Here is a 17,842-nt window from a genome sequence, read left to right as displayed (position 1 = left end):
CCGAAGTTGTCGAGGGACGGGTCGACGCACGGCGATCAGGCCGCTGACCTGCGATAACGACGATCAACCGGGTACTGGCGGAGCGAGCGGTCGGGAAATTCCAGGGTTGAGCGACCAGTTTCGCGGTTCCGCGGTGTCAGCCCTTCCGAGAGCAACGACCCGAGAGCAACGACCCGCGCGCCCACCAGGCCCGCGCCGACCCCACGCCGTCGCACTCCCGACGGCCGCACCACCGATCCGACGCCACCCGCGCGACCCGTGAACCTCGACGAGCGGCGGGCGGCGAACACAGGGACAAGAAGGAGCCACCATGCGAGCAATCCCGCCGGCCGGGGGAGCCGACCGCGCCCAGCGCTCGGCCGAGGAGCTGCTCGCGCTGGCGCGCGGGGGTGACGGGGAGGCGTTCCGGGGGCTCGTGGAGCCCTACCGGCGGGAGCTGCAGGTGCACTGCTACCGCATCCTCGGCTCGGTGCAGGACGCCGAGGACCTGTTGCAGGAGACGCTGCTGGCGGCGTGGCGCGGCATCGGCGGGTACGAGGAGCGGGCCTCGGTGCGGACGTGGCTCTACCGAATCGCCACCAACCGCTGTCTCAACGCACTGCGGGCCGGGACCCGTCGTCCGAACGACCATGCGGCCTACCAACCGGAGGTCCCGTTGCCCGAGCCATCTCACCGCCGAGCGGAGCCGAGCTGGCTGGAGCCGTACCCCGACGCGCTGCTCGACGAGATCGCCGACGACCTGCCGGGGCCGGAGGCGCGGTACGAGGTCCGGGAGTCCGTGTCGCTGGCCTTCCTGACCGCCCTGCAGCAGCTGCCGCCCAAGCAGCGGGCCGTGCTGGTGCTGCGGGACGTCCTGGGGTTCCGGGCCGCCGAGGTCGCGACCATCCTCGACACCAGCGAGAACGCGGTGACCAGCGCGTTGAAGCGGGCCCGGGGCGCGCTCGCGCAGGAACTGCCCGGAGCGGACCGCGACAGCGCCCCGCTGCCCAACTCGCCGCTGGAACGCCGGATCGTCGACGACTTCGCCCGCGCCTTCCAGGCCGGTGACGTCGACGCGATCGTCGACCTGCTGACGAACAACGCGCGGCTCACCATGCCGCCGCTGCCGCTGGAGTACCAGGGACACGACGCGATCCGTCACTTCCTGGCCACGGTGGCGCTGCGCGACGGGATGCGGCACGTGCTCATCCCGACGCGGGCCAACGGCCAGCCGGCGTTCGGCTGCTACCTGCGCGACCCGCGCACGCCGATCCTGCACGCGCACGGCGTGCTGGTGCTGACCCTGACCGGGAAGCTGATCACCGGGTTGACCCGGTTCCACGACAACTCGCTCCTGCCGATCTTCGGACTACCCCGGTCGCTGCGCGCCTGACGACCGCGGGTCCGTCGCGCGAGTAATCCGACAGCACGTCCAGGAACGCATGCGACCGGTCATGCCTGGAATGGAACGGCAAGGCTGTGGCACTCGTCCACGGCACCTGCCTGCTCTTTTATCGACGAAGTGAACCGAAGGAGAACGGTGAGTACCGAAACGGGACGGATGACGTCCAAGCAGGCATGGACATTGGGGCTCGCCTCACTGGCGTCGTTCATGATGGCCCTGGACAGCCTCGTCGTGACCACCACGCTGAGCACGATCCGCGCGGATCTGACGGCGTCCATCGAACAGCTCGAATGGGTTGTCAACGCGTACAACCTGACGTTCGCGGTATTGCTGCTGACCGGCGCGGCGCTGGGTGACCGATTCGGCCGCCGCAAGATGTTCAACACCGGTCTGGCGTTGTTCACGCTGGCGTCGGTGGCCTGTGCGCTGGCCCCGAACATCGTGTTCCTGATCGTCTCCCGGGCGTTCCAGGGCGCGGGTGCGGCGATGGTGCTGCCGCTGTCGCTCACGCTGATCACCGCGGTGTTCCCGCCGCAGACGCGCGGCAAGGCGATGGGCCTCTACCTGGGCCTCACCGGTCTGGCCACGTTGAGCGGCCCCTTCATCGGCGGCGCGATCGCGCAGGGCCTGGCCTGGCAGTGGATCTTCTGGCTGAACCTGCCGATCGGCATCGTCGCGATCGTGCTCGCCTCCTCGAAGGTCGACGAGAGCACCGGCCCGAACAACAAGCTCGACCTGGGCGGCCTGGTCCTGGTGACCCTGGGCGCGTTCGGCATCATCTGGGCCCTCGTGCGCGGCAACGCGGCGGGCTGGGGCAGCGTCGAGGTCGTCGCCTCGATCGTGGTCGGCGTCGTGCTCATGATCGCGTTCGTGCTGTACGAGAAGCGCACGCCGCGCCCGATGGTCCCGATGGCCTTCTTCAAGCTGCGGGCGTTCTCCACCGCCAACCCGGCGAACTTCCTGGTGTTCGCCTCGCTGTACGGCACGATGTTCTTCCTCGCGCAGTACTTCCAGCTGGTCAAGGGCCACGGCCCGCTGGTGGCCGGCCTGATGCTGATGCCGTGGACCGGCACGCTGATGGTGTGCGCGCCGATCGCGGGCCGGCTGGTCGACAAGGTCGGTGAGCGCAAGTTCGTCGTCGGCGGCCTGTTCCTGCAGGCGATCAGCATGGCGTGGATGTCGATCGCGATCGACACCGACACCTCCTACCTGGAGATCCTGCCCGCGCTGGTGATCGGCTCGGTCGGCATCACCGCGGCCATGCCCGCGGCGCAGAAGGCGGTCGTGAGCGCGGTGCAGCCGCAGCAGATCGGCCAGGCGTCCGGCGTGTTCATGATGCTGCGCATGTTCGGCGGCGTGTTCGGCACGTCGGTGTCGGTCGCCGTGTTCGGCGCGGTCGGCGGTTACGCGACGTCGGCCGAGTTCGCCGACGGGTTCTCGGGCTCGATGACCGCGGTCGCGATCCTCGCCTTCGTCGGCATGCTCATCGGCCTCGGCATGCCGAGCCGCAAGCCCGCCCCCGCCGCCGCCGCTCCCGCCGCCGCGTCGGCGGCACCGGCGCCGGCCGCCCCGGTCGCGCAGGCCGAAAAGGCGTAATCGCGCGCCACAAACGAATACGAGGACCACAGCGGTTCAATAGTCACGAACGTCGGCGGACGCGGCCGGCGTTCGTGGCTATTGCTGTTGCCTGCTGCGCTCTTACAGCCGAAAAAGATCGGCACACGAGAAGAAGCTTCGGGTTCGAACCGCGTGATAAAAATTGGTGGTCACGTGGCGACGTCCAATCCGCATTCTTTTTGAGAGGGGTACGGTGTGAGCGCAGAAATTGGTGTCGCGCTGCCGGTCCGAGAATATTCGATGTTGTACCCGACCGACGCGGCGGCTCCGCTGATCAACCTCGCGAAGAAGGTGGAGGAACTCGGGTTCGACTCGGTCTGGGTCGGCGACTCCTTCGTGACCCGGCCCCGCCTGGAGCCGTTGTCCCTGCTGGGTGCGATCGCCATGGTGACCCGGGACGTCACCATCGGCACGGCGGCGCTCACGGCCGTGCTGCGGGAGCCGAAGGCCCTCGCCCACGCCATCACGACGCTCGACCAGCTCAGCAACGGCCGCCTGAAGATGGGCCTCGGCATGGGCGAGCCGCTGCCGGTGAACAACGAGAGCGACCTCGTGCCCATGTCCTACACCGAGCGGATCACCCGCGTGGACGAGATGGTGCGGGCGTTCAAGACGGTGTGGGAGGACCGCGAGGGCGACCTGAAGGGGCGCTACTACAACCTGAACGAGCTGCGGCAGCAGGGCCCGCCGCAGACCAAGGGCGGTCCCGGCATCTACCTGGCCAGCAACGGCAAGCCCAAGGCGGTCCGGCGCACGGCCGAGATGTACGACGGCTGGATGCCGGTGCACATCGACGCCGAGGGCTACCGCCACTCGCTGAACCGGATCCGCGAGCACGCGCGGAGCATCGGCCGCAACCCCGACGAGATCCGACCGACGATGTACATCAACGTCAACATCGGCCAGGACACCGCGGCGGGCGAGGCGGCGCTCAACGAGTACACCACCCGGTACTACCAGCTGCCCCAGACCACCATGGCGAACTACCAGAACTACTTCGGTGGCACGGAGAAGGGCCTGGTCGAGCACCTGCGCGAGTTCGTCGATGCCGGCTGCCGGCACATCATCCTGCGCATCAACACGTTCACCGACTACGACGACATGCTCCGGACGATCGGCGAGAACGTGGTGCCCGCCATCCACGAGATCGAGGTGGACTGACGGTCGCGCCGCAACGGGGCGGGCGACCGCACGCTCCACCTCCACGCGCCGGAGGTGGATCGGACGCGGTGGCCCGCCCTCCGGGCGGTGTCGGCGCGGTAGTACCGGAGGTAGCATCGGGGGTGTGAAAATCAGTGTGAGCCTCCCGGAGGAGGACGTAGAGTTCGTTGATCACTACCTGCGGCAACACCGCAGCTCGTCGCGGTCGTCGGTGATCCACCAGGCGATCGGGCTGCTGCGCGAGGCAGGTCTGGAGAACGCCTACGCGAGCGCGTGGGAGGAGTGGGAAGCGGAGGGGGACGCCGACATGTGGGACGTGACCGCCCCGGACGGTGTCCACGATGCGCCGCGGTGACATCTACTGGGTGGACCTGGAGCCGGTGCGCGGCGCCGAGGCCAACAAGGTCCGCCCGGCCGTGGTCGTGAGCAACGACGCGGCGAACCGGGCCGCCACGCGGGGCGGCCGGGGTGTGGTGACCGTCGTGCCCATCACCTCCAACACCGCGAAGGTGTACCCGTTCCAAGTGCTGCTGCCGGCGAAGGACTGCGGGCTCGCCGCGGACTCCAAGGCGCAGGCCGAGCAGGTGCGCACGGTCGCCGCGGCCAGGCTCCGCGCCCGGATCGGCGGGCTGCCGCCGGCCGTGCTCAAGCAGCTCGACGAGGCCCTGCGCGTGCACCTGGCCCTCTGAGCGCCGTCGCCGGCACCGGGTCGGCGCGGCGCCGCCGGGACCGTCCGCGAACGGCCCCGGCGACCCGACGTCAGCCCAGCACGCGGATGGCGCCGGCCGGGCACAGGTGCGCCGCTTCCCGCACCGCCTCCTCGTGCTCGCCCGACGGGGACGGTTGCAGCAGCACCACCGTCCCGTCCACCTCGTCCTGGTCGAACACCTCGGGGTCGGTCAACGCGCACATGCCCGCCCCCGCGCAGCGGTCCTGGTCAACTTCGATCTTCACGAGAACTCCACCGGCAACTCGTGCACGCCGTAGATCGACATGTCGGTCCGCATTCTGACCTCCTCGAGCGGCACCGCGAGCCTCAGGTCCGGGAACTCGCGGAACAGCGAGGCGAAGCCGACCCTCATCTCGATCCGCGCGAGCTGCTGGCCCAGGCACTGGTGCACGCCGTGGCCGAACCCGAGGTGCCCGATCGCGGACCGGAGGATGTCGAACTCGTCGGGGCGCTCGAACCGAGCCGGGTCGCGGTTGGCGGCGGCCACGGAGATCGAGACCGACTCGCCGGCCCGCACCACCACACCGCCCACCTCCACGTCCTCCAGCGCGGTGCGCAGCGTGCCGAACTGGATGATCGTCAGGTACCGCATCAGCTCCTCGACCGCGCCGTCGACCAACGACGGGTCGGCCCGCAACGCGGCGACCTGCTCCGGGTGCTGCAGGAGCAGCAACGTGCCGATGCCGAGCATGTTCGCCGTGGTCTCGTGACCGGCGACGAGCAGGAGCAGCCCCATGTTGGCGACTTCCTCGTCGGTCAGCTCGCCGGTGGCGATCAGGCCGGTCAGCATGTCGTCGCCCGGCTCGTCGTGCTTGCGCCGGGTCAGCCGGAGCACGAACTGCTCCAACCGCTCGAACGCGGCCATGATCTCCTCGAACGTGGAGTCGAGCCGCAGCACCCGCGCGGTGTCCCGCTGGAACGTCTCCCGGTCGGCGTACGGCACGCCCAGCAGCTCGCAGATCACCAGCGACGGCACCGGCAGCGCGAAGTCCGCCACCAGGTCGACGGGCGAGCCGGACGCCCGCATGGCCGCCAGGTGCTCGCCCACGATCTCCTGGATGCGCGGCATGAGCTGGTTCATCCGCCGCACGGTGAACTGGCCGGTGAGCAGCTTGCGGTACCGGGTGTGGTCGGGCGCGTCCATCCCGATGAACATGCCCGGCTTGGCCGGCGGCCGCTTCGTCATCGGCTGCCCCCCTACCGTCCGGGGCGAGTGGTGCAGCTCGACCCGGCTGCTGAACCGGCGGTCCGCGTGCACCTCGCGCGCCAGCTCGTAGCTGGTCACGAGCCACCCCAGGTGGCCGTCGGGGAACTTCATCCGGCTGATCGGGGCCCGTTCGCGGAGCAACCCCAACTCCGCGGGCGGATCGAACGCCGTGCTGCGCTTCGTGGGCAGCTCGGAGTACAGCGTTTCGGTCATCTCGCACACCTCCCAGTGCGTTAAGGGACCTGCTTCGCAACGTACAGAAGATTCACGAAGCCGTGAAGTAAATAAGCCGTAGTGAACGGCTGTAGTACGACTGATAGCAGGTGTGCTACAAAATGCCCGACGACTCCGACAAGGGGAGGTGAGGGGTCCTTGGTCATCGAGGTGCGCGATCTGCGGATGCGCTACGGCACGGCGGACGTGCTGCACGGGGTGGACTTCACCGCGGACCAAGGCGAGGTGGTGGCGCTGCTCGGGCCCAACGGCGCGGGCAAGACCACCACGATCGAGATCCTGGAGGGCTTCCGGCTGCCCTCCGACGGCCACGTCCGGGTGCTGGGCGTCGACCCGGCCACCGGCGACGAGGCCTGGCGCGCGCGGCTCGGCGTGGTGCTCCAGTCGTGGCGCGACCACGGCCGGTGGAAGGTGCGGGAGCTGCTGCACCACCTCGGCCGCTACTACGCGCCCTACGCCACGCGACGCCAGTCGCGGCCGTTCGACACCGACGAGCTGATGGAGACCGTCGGGCTGGCGCCGCACGCCCACCAGCGGATCAGCCGCCTGTCCGGCGGCCAGCGGCGGCGGCTGGACGTGGCGATCGGCATCGTCGGCAAGCCGGAGCTGCTGTTCCTGGACGAGCCGACGGCCGGGTTCGACCCGCACGCGCGCCGGGACTTCCACGACCTGGTGCACCGGCTGTCGGACCTGGAGGGCATGACGATCCTGCTGACCACGCACGACCTGGCCGAGGCCGAGCGGCTGGCCGACCGCATCCTGGTGCTCGCGGGCGGCCGGATCATCGCCGACGGCAGCCCCGAGCAGCTCGGCCGCCAGGTCGCGGGCAAGTCCGAGGTCCGCTGGACGCACGACGGCCTGCGGCACGTGCACACGGCGGAGGACGCGACGTCGTTCGTGCGCGAGCTGCTCCGGCAGCACGCCACCGGCATCTCCGAGCTGGAGGTGCGCCGCAGCACGCTGGAGGACACCTACATGGCCCTGGTGCAGCGGCACGAGGGCGGTCGGGCGCAGGACGAGGAGGTGGCCGCGCTGTGAGCACCGCGACGCACGCCGTCCGGCTGGGGGTGGACCGCGGGCTGCGCGAGTTCCGCCACTCGCTGGGCAGCTCGGACCAGATGTACAACCTCTTCACCGCGCTCGGCTTCTTCACCGTGCTGTGGTTCCAGCGGGACTCGCCCGTCGACGGGGCGGGCGTGGCGCTCGCCGCGCTGACCCTGCCCGGCATGCTCGGCATGGGGGTGGTGATCAGCAGCCTCATCGGGCCCGCGGGCCAGCTCGCGGTCAACCGGGAGGACGGCACGCTGCTGCGCGCCAAGGCGGTGCCGCACGGCATGGTCGGCTACCTGGTCGGCCGGGCCGTGCACACCGCGCTCGACGCCGCGTCCGGCCTGCTGGTCGTCCTGGTGCCGGGCGTGTTCCTGGTCAACGTGCTGGCGGACGCGGCGGTGCCGGACGTGCTGGGCCTGCTCGCGGTGCTGGCGCTGGGCATGGCGTCGGTGCTGCCGTGGGGCGCGGTCGCCGGGTCGATCACCAAGAGCCCGTCGGGCGCGATGGGCATGACCATGCTGCCGCTGATGGGCCTCGCCGCGATCTCGGGCATCTTCTACCCGATCACCGCGATGCCCGGCTGGGTGCGGGCGGTGGCGCAGGTGTTCCCGCTGTACTGGGCCGGCCACGGCGCCCGGGCGGCGCTGCTGCCGGACTCGGCCGCGGTCGCGGAGCTGGGCGGCACGTGGCGGTTGCCGCAGATGGTCGCCGTGCTCGGGGTGTGGGCGGTGGTCGGCTTCGCGCTTGCGCCTACGATCCTGCGTCGGATGGCTCGCCGGGAGTCCGGAGCGGAGATGGAGCAGCGCCGCCAGGCGGCGATGCAGAGGGTGCGATGAGCGAAAGCGTCTACAACCGGATCGCGATGCTGCGCGCGGAACGGGGTGTGTCACGCCGGCAGCTCTCCGAGGCGTTGGGCATCCACTACCAGACCGTGGGCTACCTGGAGCGGGGCGAGTACAGCCCCAGCCTGCACCTCGCGCTGCGCATCGCGCGGTACTTCGAGGTGCCGGTGGAGGTCGTGTTCTCGACCGACCCGTTCCCCCGGTTGGGCAGCGGCGAGCGATCCGCGTAGGCGGACCGAGGGGGCGGCGCGCTCGCGCCGCCCCCTCCGCGTCATCCCAGCCCGGCCTCGATCACGTCGGCCGCGGCGCTCGTGCCGCCCGCCGCCCGGACCTCGGCGGCGAGCGCGGCCAGCCGCGCGGCCACGTCCGGGTCGCCCGCCAGGTCGAGCACGGCGGACCGCAGGTCGGCGGCGGTGGCGGTGGCCCGGTCGAGGTGCCTGCCGACGCCGAGCTCGACCAGGCGGGCCGCGTTCATCGCCTGCTCGCCGAGCACGGGCAGGCCGACCATCGGCACGCCGTGGTACAGCCCCTCCATCGTGCCGCCCATGCCGCAGTGCGTGATGAACGCGGAGGCGTGCGACAGGACCTCCAGCTGCGGCACCCACCGGTGCAGCTCGAAGTTGGCCGGCGGCACGCCGAGCGCGGCCGGGTCGACGTGCTTGCCGATGCTCGTCACCACGTGCCAGTCGAGGTCGCCGAACGCCTCGAAGCACCGCCGGTAGACCTCCGGCTCGTTGGTGTAGGCCGACCCGAACGACACCAGCAGCACCGGCCGACCGCCCGCGGGAGGCGCCCAGGTGCCCTGGAACGCCGACCGGTCGCCCAGGCAGGGACCGACGAACTCGTACTTCGGGTGCACCGACTCGGGGCGGGGCTGGAACGACCGCGCGATGCCCACCACCGCCCGGTCCGGGTCGGCGACGTACGTGCGGCCGGGGATCGCGCAGCCCTCGGCGGCCAGCCACCGGTCCAGCTCGCCGAAGAACGCCACCACCTCGGGCCGGTCGTACAGGGGCGCCAGGTCCTCCTCCACGCCCTCGTAGGCGACGAACGTGGGGGAGAACTGGATCGCCGGGACGCCCCAGCGGGCGGCGAGCAGGCGCGCGGTCCACGCGCCGATGTCGTAGACGACCAGGTCCGGCCGGTCGTCGGCGTACGCGGCCGCCAGCACGGGCAGGACGGCCTTGGCCTCGGCGAGGAACAGGTGCATGGCGGGTGCCATCTCCGTCGGCCACTCGCGGTCCTCGGCGGGCAGGCCGGTCGGGTGGACCACGGGCGTGGCGCCCGCCGAGGCGACGAGGGGCGCGAAGGCCGGTGCCGCGGCGTAGCTGACGCGGTGGCCGCGGGCCACCAGCTCGGTGACCACGGGCAGCGTCGGGTTGACGTGGCCGTGGGCGGGGATGTTGAGGAAGGCGATGTGTGACACGGGTCTGCTCCGCATGGGTCGAGGGGTCGGCTCGAGAACCCCGTCACGCGTGGCGCGTGGGGGTGGACGGCTGACCTCGCTCAGAGGTGGAAGACCCGGAACGCCCACATGCGACCAACCGTAGTGGCGGCCGCGACTCATTTTCCGAGCACGCCCCGCAGCGCCGCGCGGACCGCCGCCGCCAGCTCGGCCCGGCTCGCGGCCGTGCCGGGTGCCGGCGCGCCGAGCGCGCCCGCGCCCACCAGCCGGTCGAACACCAGGCCGTCGACGAACGCCACCAGCTCCCGGCCCTGCCGCTCCGGGTCCTCCGCGCCCAGCGCCGCCAGCAGCGCCCGCGCCTGCGCCCGCGGCCGTTCGCCGTGGGTCAGCACCCCGCGCAGCTCTGGGTGGTGGGTGGCCTCCAGCAGGCACGCGTACCGGGCCAGGGTGCGCTCCCGGGCGGTGCTCATCCAGTGGTCGAGCACGCGCGCGACCGCCTCGGCGAGCCGGTCGAGGTCGGGCGGCACGTCCGCGCCGGCCACCGCCACCCCGGCGTAGCTCGGCTCGGCGTCGTCGAGGTCGGCGTCATCGAGGTCGGCGAGCCGCCGCACGACACCCTCGACCAGCGCCTTGCGGGTGCGGAAGTAGGCCGAGGTCGAGCCCGGGGGCACGCCCGCCCGCGCGTCCACGGCGCGGTGGGTCAGCCCGCGCATCCCCCTGGTCGCCACCACGTGGATCGCGGCGTCGGCCAGCGCGGTCACGCGCTGCGTCACGGCGACTCCTTCCTTCTACACCTGTAGAGTACGAGATCTCTACAGGTGTAGAAGGAGTGGGTGCGGTGAAGGCGGTCGTGGTGGGCGGTGGCCTGGGCGGCGTGGCCGCGGCGGTGGCGCTGCGGCGGGTCGGCTGGGAGGTCTCGGTGCTGGAACGCGCGCCCGAGTTCGGCGAGGTGGGCGCGGGCATCGGCGTGATGCCCAACGCCCTGCGCGCGTTGGAGGTGCTCGGGCTGGCCGACGACGTGCGGCGGATCGGCACGCCCCGCGTGACGGGCCGCGTCCTGGACCCGAGGGGGCGCACGCTGACGCGCGTCGACCCGGCGGACTCCACGCGCGTGGTCGCCGTGCACCGGGCGGACCTGCACCGGGTGCTGCGGTCGGCGCTGCCGGACCGGTGCCTGGTCACCGGCACCGAGGTGCGCTCGGTGGCCGAGCTGGACGCGGACCTCGTCGGGGCCGACGGCATCGGCAGCGCCGTGCGGCGGGAGCTGTTCCCGGGGATGCCCCGGCCGGTGTACGCGGGGGCCACGGCGTGGCGCAGCGTGACCACCGCCCGGTTCCCGCGCGACCTCGCGATCGGCCAGACGCTCGGGCCCGGGGTGGAGTTCGGCGTGCTGCCGCTGGGCGACGGCCGGGTGTGCTGGTACGCGGCCGTCGTCGCGCCCGCGGGCGGTCGGGCGGAGGACGAGCTGGGGGAGGTGCGCCGGCTCGTCGCCGGGTGGCACGACCCGATTCCGGCGCTGCTGGACGCCACGCCGCCGGGGACCGTGCTGCGGCACGACCTCCACGAGCTGGCCGCGCCGCTGCCGACCTACGTGCGCGGCCGGGTGGCGCTGCTCGGCGACGCGGCCCACGCGATGACCCCCTACCTGGGCCAGGGCGCGTGCATGGCGATCGAGGACGCCGTGGTGCTGGCCGCCGCGTGCGCCCGCGCCGGTGACGTGCCGACCGCGCTGGCCGAGTACGACCGGCGCCGCCGCCCGCGCACGCAGGCGATGGCGAGGGCGTCGCGCGCGCTCGGCCGGGTGGGGCACCGGGTGCGCAACCCGGTGGCCGTGGCGGTGCGCGACGCCGTGATGCGGGCGGTGCCCGCGTCGGTCGGCAGGCGCGGGATCACGAAGTTCCTCGCGTGGACACCACCGTCGTTGTCACCCGATAGGGGCGAAAACGGCTGTGGTGTAAGTCACAACTAGCCCCTGGGGTTCCGTTAAATAACGATCCGATATCACCCGTTTTTGCAGGATGACTCACTCTCCTGCGCGATCAAGCCCTTACCCAGCGACACCAACAGCGCTGCGCTGCGGTGTCCCGACGACCGGCACGGCGGTGCGCCGGTCGTCGCCGGCCAACTACGGTGTGCCGCCATGGCCCCCGTCCCCTCGTGTCCGGCTGAAGCCATCCCCGATCACGAACCGCACGACCGAACCGCCGACGCCGTCGACCTCGCCGAGGCCGACGACTTCCTGCGCCTGCACCACGCCGAGCACCCCGAGCTGGGCCCGGTGGAGCACCGCCTCGCCGAGGTGCACGCCGAGGTCGCCGCCACCGGCACCTACCGCCACACGCCCGAGGAGCTGACCTTCGGCGCACGGGTGGCGTGGCGCAACAGCGCGCGCTGCATCGGCCGGCTCTACTGGCGCAGCCTCAAGGTCCGCGACCTGCGGGAGCTGCGCGACCCCAAGGAGGTCGCCGACGAGTGCGTCGAGCACCTCAAGCTCGCCGGCAACGGCGGGAAGATCCGCCCGGTGATCAGCGTGTTCGCCCCGGACGAGCCGGGCAGGCCCGCGCCGAGGATCGTCAACGAGCAGCTGATCCGCTACGCGGGCTACGTCGGCGCGGACGGCGGCGTGCTGGGCGACCGGCGCAACGCGGAGCTGACCGCGAAGGTGGTGGAGCTGGGGTGGCGCCCGCCCGCCCGGCGCGGGCCGTTCGACGTGCTGCCGCTGGTCGTGGAACGGGAGGACGCCGAGCCGGCCCTGGTCGAGCTGCCGCCCGACGCGGTGCTCGAGGTCCCGATCGGCCACCCCGAGCTGCCGTGGCTCGCCGACCTCGGCCTGCGCTGGCACGCCGTGCCCGCGATCAGCAACATGCGGCTGCGCATCGGGGGCGTCGACTACCCGGCCGCGCCGTTCAACGGCTGGTACATGGGCACCGAGATCGGCGCGCGCAACTTCGCCGACACCGACCGGTACGACCTGCTGCCGTACCTGGCCAGGCGGATGGGGCTGGACACCTCGTCGGTGCGGACGCTGTGGAAGGACCGCGTGCTGGTCGAGCTGAACCGGGCGGTGCTGCACTCCTTCGCGGAGGCCGGCGTGACCATCACCGACCACCACACCGAGTCCGACCGGTTCCTGACGCACCTCGAGAAGGAGGAGGCGGCGGGCCGGACGTGCCCGGCGGACTGGACGTGGATCGTGCCCCCGATGTCCAGCGGCGTCACCAGCGTCTTCCACCGCTACTACGACAAGCGGGAGCTGGTGCCGAACTTCTTCCCGGGCGACACCAGGGGCGTGTGCCCGGTGATCCACTGAGGAACTCAGCAAGACGTATGTACGGTTAACGTCAAAGTCCGCGTGTGGCGTAGATCACCTTTGGCGGACTAGGGTGACTCTCCGTGAGAGTGGGCATACCCGTCGAGGCGCGGCCCGCCGAGCGCCGCGTAGCCGGTCTACCGGAAACGGTGACCACGCTGATCGGTGCCGGACTCACGGTCGACGTGCAAGCCGGAGCGGGCCGACACGCCCACGCCTCCGACGCCGCCTACCGCGCAGCCGGTGCGAACGTCGTCGCCGACCACCCGGCCGGGCGCTCCGACGTGATCGTCTCCGTCCAACCGCCGACGCCCGAGCAGGCCGCCGCGCTGCGCGAGGGTGACATCACCATCAGCTTCCTGCAGCCCGCCGGCGAGCCGGAGCTGATCGAGGTGCTCAAGGCCAACAAGGTCACCGCGTTCAGCCTCGACCTGCTGCCCCGCGTCACCAGGGCGCAGTCCGCGGACGCCCTGTCGTCGCAGGCCCTCGTCGCCGGCTACCGGGCGGTGATGGAGGCGGCCGGCCGGCTGCCCCGGTTCCTGCCCATGTTCACCACCGCCGCGGGCACGATCCCGCCCGCCAAGGTGCTCGTGCTCGGCGCGGGCGTGGCCGGGTTGCAGGCCATCGCCACCGCCCGCCGCCTCGGCGCGGTCGTCGAGGCCTACGACGTGCGCGCGGCGGCCAGGGACGAGGTCAGGAGCCTCGGCGCGCGGTTCCTCGAACTGGACCTGGAGACGCAGCAGGGCGTCTACGCGCAGGCGCAGTCCGAGACCTTCCTGGAACGCCAGCGCGAGCTGATCGCGGAACGGGTCGCCGCCTCCGACGTGGTGATCTCCACCGCCGCCGTGCCCGGCCGCAAGGCGCCCGTGCTGGTCACCAACGACATGCTCAAGGCCATGGCTCCCGGCTCGGTCGTGGTCGACCTGGCCGCGGAGTCCGGCGGCAACGTCACCGCCAGCAGCCCCGGCGAGGAGACCTGGGTCGGCGAGGTCCTCGTCTACGGCGCGCGGAACCTGCCCAGCAGCATGCCCGTGCACGCCAGCAGGCTCTACGCGCGCAACGTGGCCAACCTGCTGCTGATGATGACCCGGGACGGCCGGGTCGTGCCCGACCTCTCCGACGAGGTGCTCTCCGGCTGCTGCCTCACGCACGCGGGCGAGCTGAGGAGGGAGCTGCCGTGATCGACCTGTTGACGATCTTCGTGCTGGCCGTGTTCGTCGGCTTCGAGGTCGTGTCGAAGGTGTCCACGATCCTGCACACCCCGCTGATGTCGGGCGCGAACGCCATCCACGGCGTGATCCTGGTCGGCGCGATCCTGATCACCGGCCGGGCCGAGCACGCGCTGGAGCTCGTGCTCGGGCTCGTCGCGGTCTTCCTGGCCACGGTCAACGTGGTGGGCGGCTTCGTGGTGACCGACCGGATGCTGGAGATGTTCAAGGGCCACAAGCCGGTCAGGCGCGCGACCGACGGGCACGAGGAGGTGGACCGGTGAGCAGCCCCACCTGGGTCCAGCTCGCGTACCTGGTCGCCGCGCTGTGCTTCGTGCTCGCGCTCAAGGGCCTGAGCACGCCGAAGTACGCCCGCGCGGGCAACCTGCTCGGCGCGGCGGGCATGGCGCTGGCCGTGGTCACGGCGTACGCGCACGGCGCGGTGCACAACGGGCTGCCGATCCTGCTCGCCGTGGTCGCGGGCGTGGCCGTGGGCATCCCGGCCGCGCGGTCGGTGAAGATGACCGCCATCCCGCAGATGGTCGCGCTGTTCAACGGCGTGGGCGGGGCGGCGGCGGCGCTGGTGGCGTTGGCGGAGTTCCTCGCCTCGCCGCACGGCGGGGTGCTGTTCCAGGTCGCCACCGTGCTGACCGTGCTGATCGGCTCGGTCAGCTTCTCCGGCAGCGTGGTCACGTTCCTCAAGCTCCAGGAGGTCATGACCACCCGGCCCGTGCTGCTGCCCGCCGGTCAGTTCCTCGCCGTCGGCGTGGCCGCGGTGAGCGCGCTGCTCGCCCTCTCGGTCGTGCTGACCGGCAACGGCGTGCTGCTGGTGCTGCTGGCGGTGGCGGGCCTCGCGCTGGGCGCGCTGTTCGTGCTGCCGGTCGGCGGCGCGGACGTGCCCATCGCGATCTCGCTGCTCAACGCGTTCACCGGCCTGGCCGTCGCCGCGTCCGGTTACGTGCTGGCCAACACCCTGCTGATCGTCTCGGGCACGCTCGTCGGCGCGTCCGGCACGATCCTGACCAGGCTCATGGCCCAGGCCATGGGCCGGTCGCTGACCAACATCCTGTTCGGCGCGTTCCAGGCGACCACGACGGCGGCGGCCACCGGCGAGGACCGCACGGTGCGCGCCGGCACGGTGGAGGACGTGGCGATCCTGCTCGGCTACGCCCACTCCGTGCTCGTGGTGCCCGGCTACGGCCTGGCCGTCGCGCAGGGCCAGCACGCGGCCCGCGAGCTGGCGCAGGTGCTGGAGCACCGGGGCGTCACGGTGCACTACGGCATCCACCCCGTCGCGGGCCGGATGCCCGGCCACATGAACGTGCTGCTCGCCGAGGCGGACGTGCCCTACGAGCACCTCAAGGAGCTGGACGACGTCAACCCCGGCATCGGCAGCGTCGACGTGGTGCTGGTGGTCGGCGCGAACGACGTGGTGAACCCGGGCGCGCGGGACGAGCCGACCAGCCCGATCTACGGCATGCCGATCTTCGACGTGGACCGCGCCAAGGCCGTGGTGTTCATGAAGCGCTCGATGCGGCCCGGCTTCGCGGGCGTGGACAACAGCCTGCTCTACAACCCGAAGACCACCATGCTGTTCGGCGACGCCAAGGAGTCGCTGACCAAGCTGCTGGCCGCGGTGAAGCAGGTCTAGCCGGACAGCTCGTACCCCGGCACGGCGGGCGCGAGGTGGTCGCCGAACGCGGCGTCCACCCCGACCCGCGCCCACCACGCGACCTGCTCCCCGGTCGCGAGGTCGGGCACCAGCACCGCCACCCCGGAGGACCGGATCAGCGCCACCATCCGCGCCACGGCGTCGTGCAGGAACGACTCGGGCCGCCCGGCGAGCCGGCGCACCACCGACGGGTCGAGCACCAACTCGTCCACCGGCAGCTCGTCCAGCAGCGACAGCTCGGCCTGGCCGCCGTTGAACCGGGTCAGCCCGGTCGCGATCCCGTTGTCCCGCAACACCTGCGCGTTGTCGTCGCCCAGACCCTCCAACGTGGACCGGGTGTCGAGGAAGATCCGCAGCCGGGACGCGGGCAGGCCGGTCTCGTCCAGCGTCCGCTTCACCGTGCGGACCAGGTCCTCGTCGCGGGACTGCATCGGCGACAGCTCGAAGTACAGGTCCCCGAACGCGTCCGGGTCGCTCGCGTCCGAGGCGGCCTCGGCCAGCGCCCACTGGCCCAGCGCCAGCGACAGCCCGGTCTCCTCGGCCAGCGCCACGCACTCGTCGTGCCCGACTTCCTCCCAGCGCAGCCGGGCCACGTGCCCGAGGACGCGCCCGCCCACCGGGTCCACCACGGGCTGGTACTCGACCTCCAGCTCGTGCTCGGCCAACGCGCCGGGCATCCGCGCCGCCCGCGCCTGCCGCTCCCGCAGCAGCCGGTCGGCGTGCCGGTCGTAGGGCTGCCACTGCCGCTTGCCGCCCGCCTTGGCCCGCCGCAGGGTGGCCTCGGCCGCGCGCAGGACCTCGGCGACGTCCCAGCCGGCGGGCGGCCGGTCGACCACGCCGATGCCGGCGGACAGCGCCACGCCGTTGTCCATCGGCCGCCGCAGCGCGTCGTTGATCCGGTCGACCATGGCGGGCACGCCGGGCGTCGTCGGCGAGTTGTCCACCACGATGGCGAACTCGTCGCCGCCCATCCGGGCGACCAGCGCGACCTCGTCGGCCACCAGCGCTTCGAGCCGGTGGCCCACCTCGACGAGCAACCGGTCGCCGACGGCGTGCCCCAGGCCGCTGTTGACCAGCGAGAACGCGTCGAGACCGAGGTGGTAGAGGGTGATCCCGGCGCGGGAGGCGCCGTGCAGCGCCTCCAGCCGGGAGGCGAGGCGCTGCCGATTGGCCAGCCCGGTCAGCGAGTCGTGCAGCAGCTGGAAGTCGAGGTTCTTCTGCAGCAGGTGCAGCTCGCTGACGTCCTCGGCCATGGTCACGTGGTAGGCGGGCGCGCCGTCCGCGTCGCGCAGCAGGGACACCGCCAGGTGCACCCACACCGGCTCGCCGTCCTCGCGCAGCAGCCGCCGCTGCTCGCGCACCCGCGCCACGCGGCCCTCGCCGACCGACCGGTACGCGACCGCCAGCGCCTCGGCGTCGGTCGGGTCGAACAGCTCGACCAGCCGCAGCCCGGTCAGCTCGCCCCGGTCGCGGCCGATCATCTCGGCCAGCGCGCCGTTCGCCTCGACGCACCGGCCGCCCAGGTCGGTGATCGCGATGCCGAGCGCGGAGGAGTCGAACACCTCGCGGAACCGGGCCTCGCTGACCTTGAGCACGCGCTCGGCCCGCAGCTTGGCCGCCAGCAGCGCGCGCTTGACCTGCTCCTGCTGGTCGAACGCGTCCAGCCGCATCGCGGTGGCGAAGCCGGTGCTCACGCTGCCGAGGATGGCGACGACCTTCTCCGCCAACCGCGGCACGTCCCGCAGCTCCGGGCTGAACAGCAGGGCGTGCCCGAGCACGTCCACCGTGCGCTGCAACGTCTCCGGGCCGTTGAAGCGCTCCTCGACCAGCCGGTGCCCGACCACGGCCACCGGGTCGGCGGTGAACGGCTCGGCCTGCACCGCGTCGGCGATCAGGTCGACGAGGCCGAGCAGGTACCGCTCGATCTCCAGCGGCGACATCGGCACGTACGCGGTCGGGTAGACCGCGCGCGCCCACTCGCGCGCGATCTCCTCCCGCCGCGCCCTAGCGGCCGGCGACACG

18 protein-coding genes are annotated in these 17,842 nt (G+C 72.1%); 13 read left to right on the top strand and 5 right to left on the bottom strand.

All coding sequences use genetic code 11. The features are described 5' to 3' along the window. Positions 1–310 precede the first annotated feature (310 nt). The 5 genes from ACIGNX_RS04260 (at position 311) to ACIGNX_RS04240 (ending at position 4,851) form a co-directional block, all read left to right on the top strand. Positions 311–1,372 (top strand): sigma-70 family RNA polymerase sigma factor, encoded by a 1,062-nt coding sequence (locus tag ACIGNX_RS04260; RefSeq protein WP_396536159.1) that lies wholly within the window; start codon positions 311–313, stop codon positions 1,370–1,372. Between the two features lie 147 nt (positions 1,373–1,519). Then, a complete protein-coding gene (locus ACIGNX_RS04255; protein ID WP_396536157.1) occupies positions 1,520–2,980 on the top strand; it encodes an MFS transporter in 1,461 nt (486 codons plus the stop codon). A 216-nt stretch (positions 2,981–3,196) separates the two neighbouring features. Next, positions 3,197–4,162 carry an LLM class flavin-dependent oxidoreductase gene (locus tag ACIGNX_RS04250; RefSeq protein ID WP_396536156.1) on the top strand — a complete coding sequence of 322 codons (966 nt, stop codon included), beginning with the start codon at positions 3,197–3,199 and terminating at the stop codon, positions 4,160–4,162. Positions 4,163–4,286: 124 nt separating this feature from the next. Beyond that, positions 4,287–4,517 (top strand): antitoxin, encoded by a 231-nt coding sequence (locus tag ACIGNX_RS04245; RefSeq protein WP_396536154.1) that lies wholly within the window; start codon positions 4,287–4,289, stop codon positions 4,515–4,517. Next, a complete protein-coding gene (locus ACIGNX_RS04240; RefSeq protein WP_396536152.1) occupies positions 4,504–4,851 on the top strand; it encodes a type II toxin-antitoxin system PemK/MazF family toxin in 348 nt (115 codons plus the stop codon). The genes ACIGNX_RS04245 and ACIGNX_RS04240 overlap by 14 nt, the downstream gene beginning before the upstream one ends. A gap of 70 nt (positions 4,852–4,921) precedes the next feature. Here ACIGNX_RS04240 and ACIGNX_RS04235 read toward each other — a convergent pair whose 3' ends face one another. Beyond that, complete coding sequence (locus ACIGNX_RS04235; protein ID WP_396536150.1) at positions 4,922–5,116, bottom strand: ferredoxin; 195 nt, start codon at positions 5,114–5,116, stop codon at positions 4,922–4,924. Then, on the bottom strand, positions 5,113–6,312 hold the full coding sequence (locus tag ACIGNX_RS04230; RefSeq protein WP_396536148.1) for a cytochrome P450: 1,200 nt from the start codon (positions 6,310–6,312) through the stop codon (positions 5,113–5,115). Before ACIGNX_RS04230 ends, ACIGNX_RS04235 begins: the two co-directional genes overlap by 4 nt. Positions 6,313–6,498: 186 nt before the next feature. Between ACIGNX_RS04230 and ACIGNX_RS04225 the strand changes: the two genes are divergently transcribed. From ACIGNX_RS04225 to ACIGNX_RS04215, 3 genes are read left to right on the top strand one after another with little or no spacing between them, the layout of a single operon-like run. Continuing rightward, entirely contained in the window at positions 6,499–7,371 is an 873-nt protein-coding gene (locus ACIGNX_RS04225; RefSeq protein ID WP_396536982.1) for an ABC transporter ATP-binding protein, read from the top strand. Then, the gene (locus ACIGNX_RS04220) at positions 7,368–8,219 is read left to right on the top strand and encodes an ABC transporter permease (RefSeq protein WP_396536146.1); all 852 of its coding nucleotides are present in this window, start codon (positions 7,368–7,370) and stop codon (positions 8,217–8,219) included. Before ACIGNX_RS04225 ends, ACIGNX_RS04220 begins: the two co-directional genes overlap by 4 nt. Further along, positions 8,216–8,455 carry a helix-turn-helix transcriptional regulator gene (locus ACIGNX_RS04215; RefSeq protein ID WP_396536144.1) on the top strand — a complete coding sequence of 80 codons (240 nt, stop codon included), beginning with the start codon at positions 8,216–8,218 and terminating at the stop codon, positions 8,453–8,455. The genes ACIGNX_RS04220 and ACIGNX_RS04215 overlap by 4 nt, the downstream gene beginning before the upstream one ends. Positions 8,456–8,496: 41 nt before the next feature. Here the strand turns inward: ACIGNX_RS04215 and ACIGNX_RS04210 are convergent, their stop codons facing one another. Continuing rightward, positions 8,497–9,651 carry a macrolide family glycosyltransferase gene (locus ACIGNX_RS04210; RefSeq protein ID WP_396536142.1) on the bottom strand — a complete coding sequence of 385 codons (1,155 nt, stop codon included), beginning with the start codon at positions 9,649–9,651 and terminating at the stop codon, positions 8,497–8,499. Between the two features lie 137 nt (positions 9,652–9,788). Beyond that, entirely contained in the window at positions 9,789–10,403 is a 615-nt protein-coding gene (locus ACIGNX_RS04205) for a TetR/AcrR family transcriptional regulator (protein ID WP_396536140.1), read from the bottom strand. A gap of 65 nt (positions 10,404–10,468) precedes the next feature. Here ACIGNX_RS04205 and ACIGNX_RS04200 point away from each other — a divergent pair, with 65 nt between their 5' ends. The 5 genes from ACIGNX_RS04200 to ACIGNX_RS04180 all read left to right on the top strand — a co-directional run bounded on the left by ACIGNX_RS04200 (position 10,469) and on the right by ACIGNX_RS04180 (position 15,799). Continuing rightward, on the top strand, positions 10,469–11,599 hold the full coding sequence (locus tag ACIGNX_RS04200; RefSeq protein ID WP_396536138.1) for an FAD-dependent monooxygenase: 1,131 nt from the start codon (positions 10,469–10,471) through the stop codon (positions 11,597–11,599). Positions 11,600–11,770: 171 nt separating this feature from the next. Then, on the top strand, positions 11,771–12,940 hold the full coding sequence (locus ACIGNX_RS04195) for a nitric oxide synthase oxygenase (RefSeq protein WP_396536136.1): 1,170 nt from the start codon (positions 11,771–11,773) through the stop codon (positions 12,938–12,940). Between the two features lie 83 nt (positions 12,941–13,023). Beyond that, on the top strand, positions 13,024–14,121 hold the full coding sequence (locus ACIGNX_RS04190; protein ID WP_396536134.1) for a Re/Si-specific NAD(P)(+) transhydrogenase subunit alpha: 1,098 nt from the start codon (positions 13,024–13,026) through the stop codon (positions 14,119–14,121). Beyond that, positions 14,118–14,432, top strand: coding sequence for an NAD(P) transhydrogenase subunit alpha (locus tag ACIGNX_RS04185; protein ID WP_396536132.1), 315 nt, complete (start codon positions 14,118–14,120; stop codon positions 14,430–14,432). Before ACIGNX_RS04190 ends, ACIGNX_RS04185 begins: the two co-directional genes overlap by 4 nt. Continuing rightward, the gene (locus ACIGNX_RS04180) at positions 14,429–15,799 is read left to right on the top strand and encodes an NAD(P)(+) transhydrogenase (Re/Si-specific) subunit beta (protein ID WP_396536130.1); all 1,371 of its coding nucleotides are present in this window, start codon (positions 14,429–14,431) and stop codon (positions 15,797–15,799) included. Before ACIGNX_RS04185 ends, ACIGNX_RS04180 begins: the two co-directional genes overlap by 4 nt. Here the strand turns inward: ACIGNX_RS04180 and ACIGNX_RS04175 are convergent. After that, complete coding sequence (locus ACIGNX_RS04175; RefSeq protein ID WP_396536128.1) at positions 15,796–17,841, bottom strand: putative bifunctional diguanylate cyclase/phosphodiesterase; 2,046 nt, start codon at positions 17,839–17,841, stop codon at positions 15,796–15,798. The two genes, ACIGNX_RS04180 and ACIGNX_RS04175, sit on opposite strands and share 4 nt — an antisense overlap. Position 17,842 lies beyond the last annotated feature (1 nt).

It is taken from the genome of Actinosynnema sp. NPDC053489 (assembly GCF_044544865.1).
In the GTDB taxonomy this organism is placed as follows: Bacteria; Actinomycetota; Actinomycetes; order Mycobacteriales; family Pseudonocardiaceae; genus Actinosynnema.
Note: the sequence above shows the minus strand (reverse complement) of the source record. Positions and strands in the feature narration are given on the sequence as shown.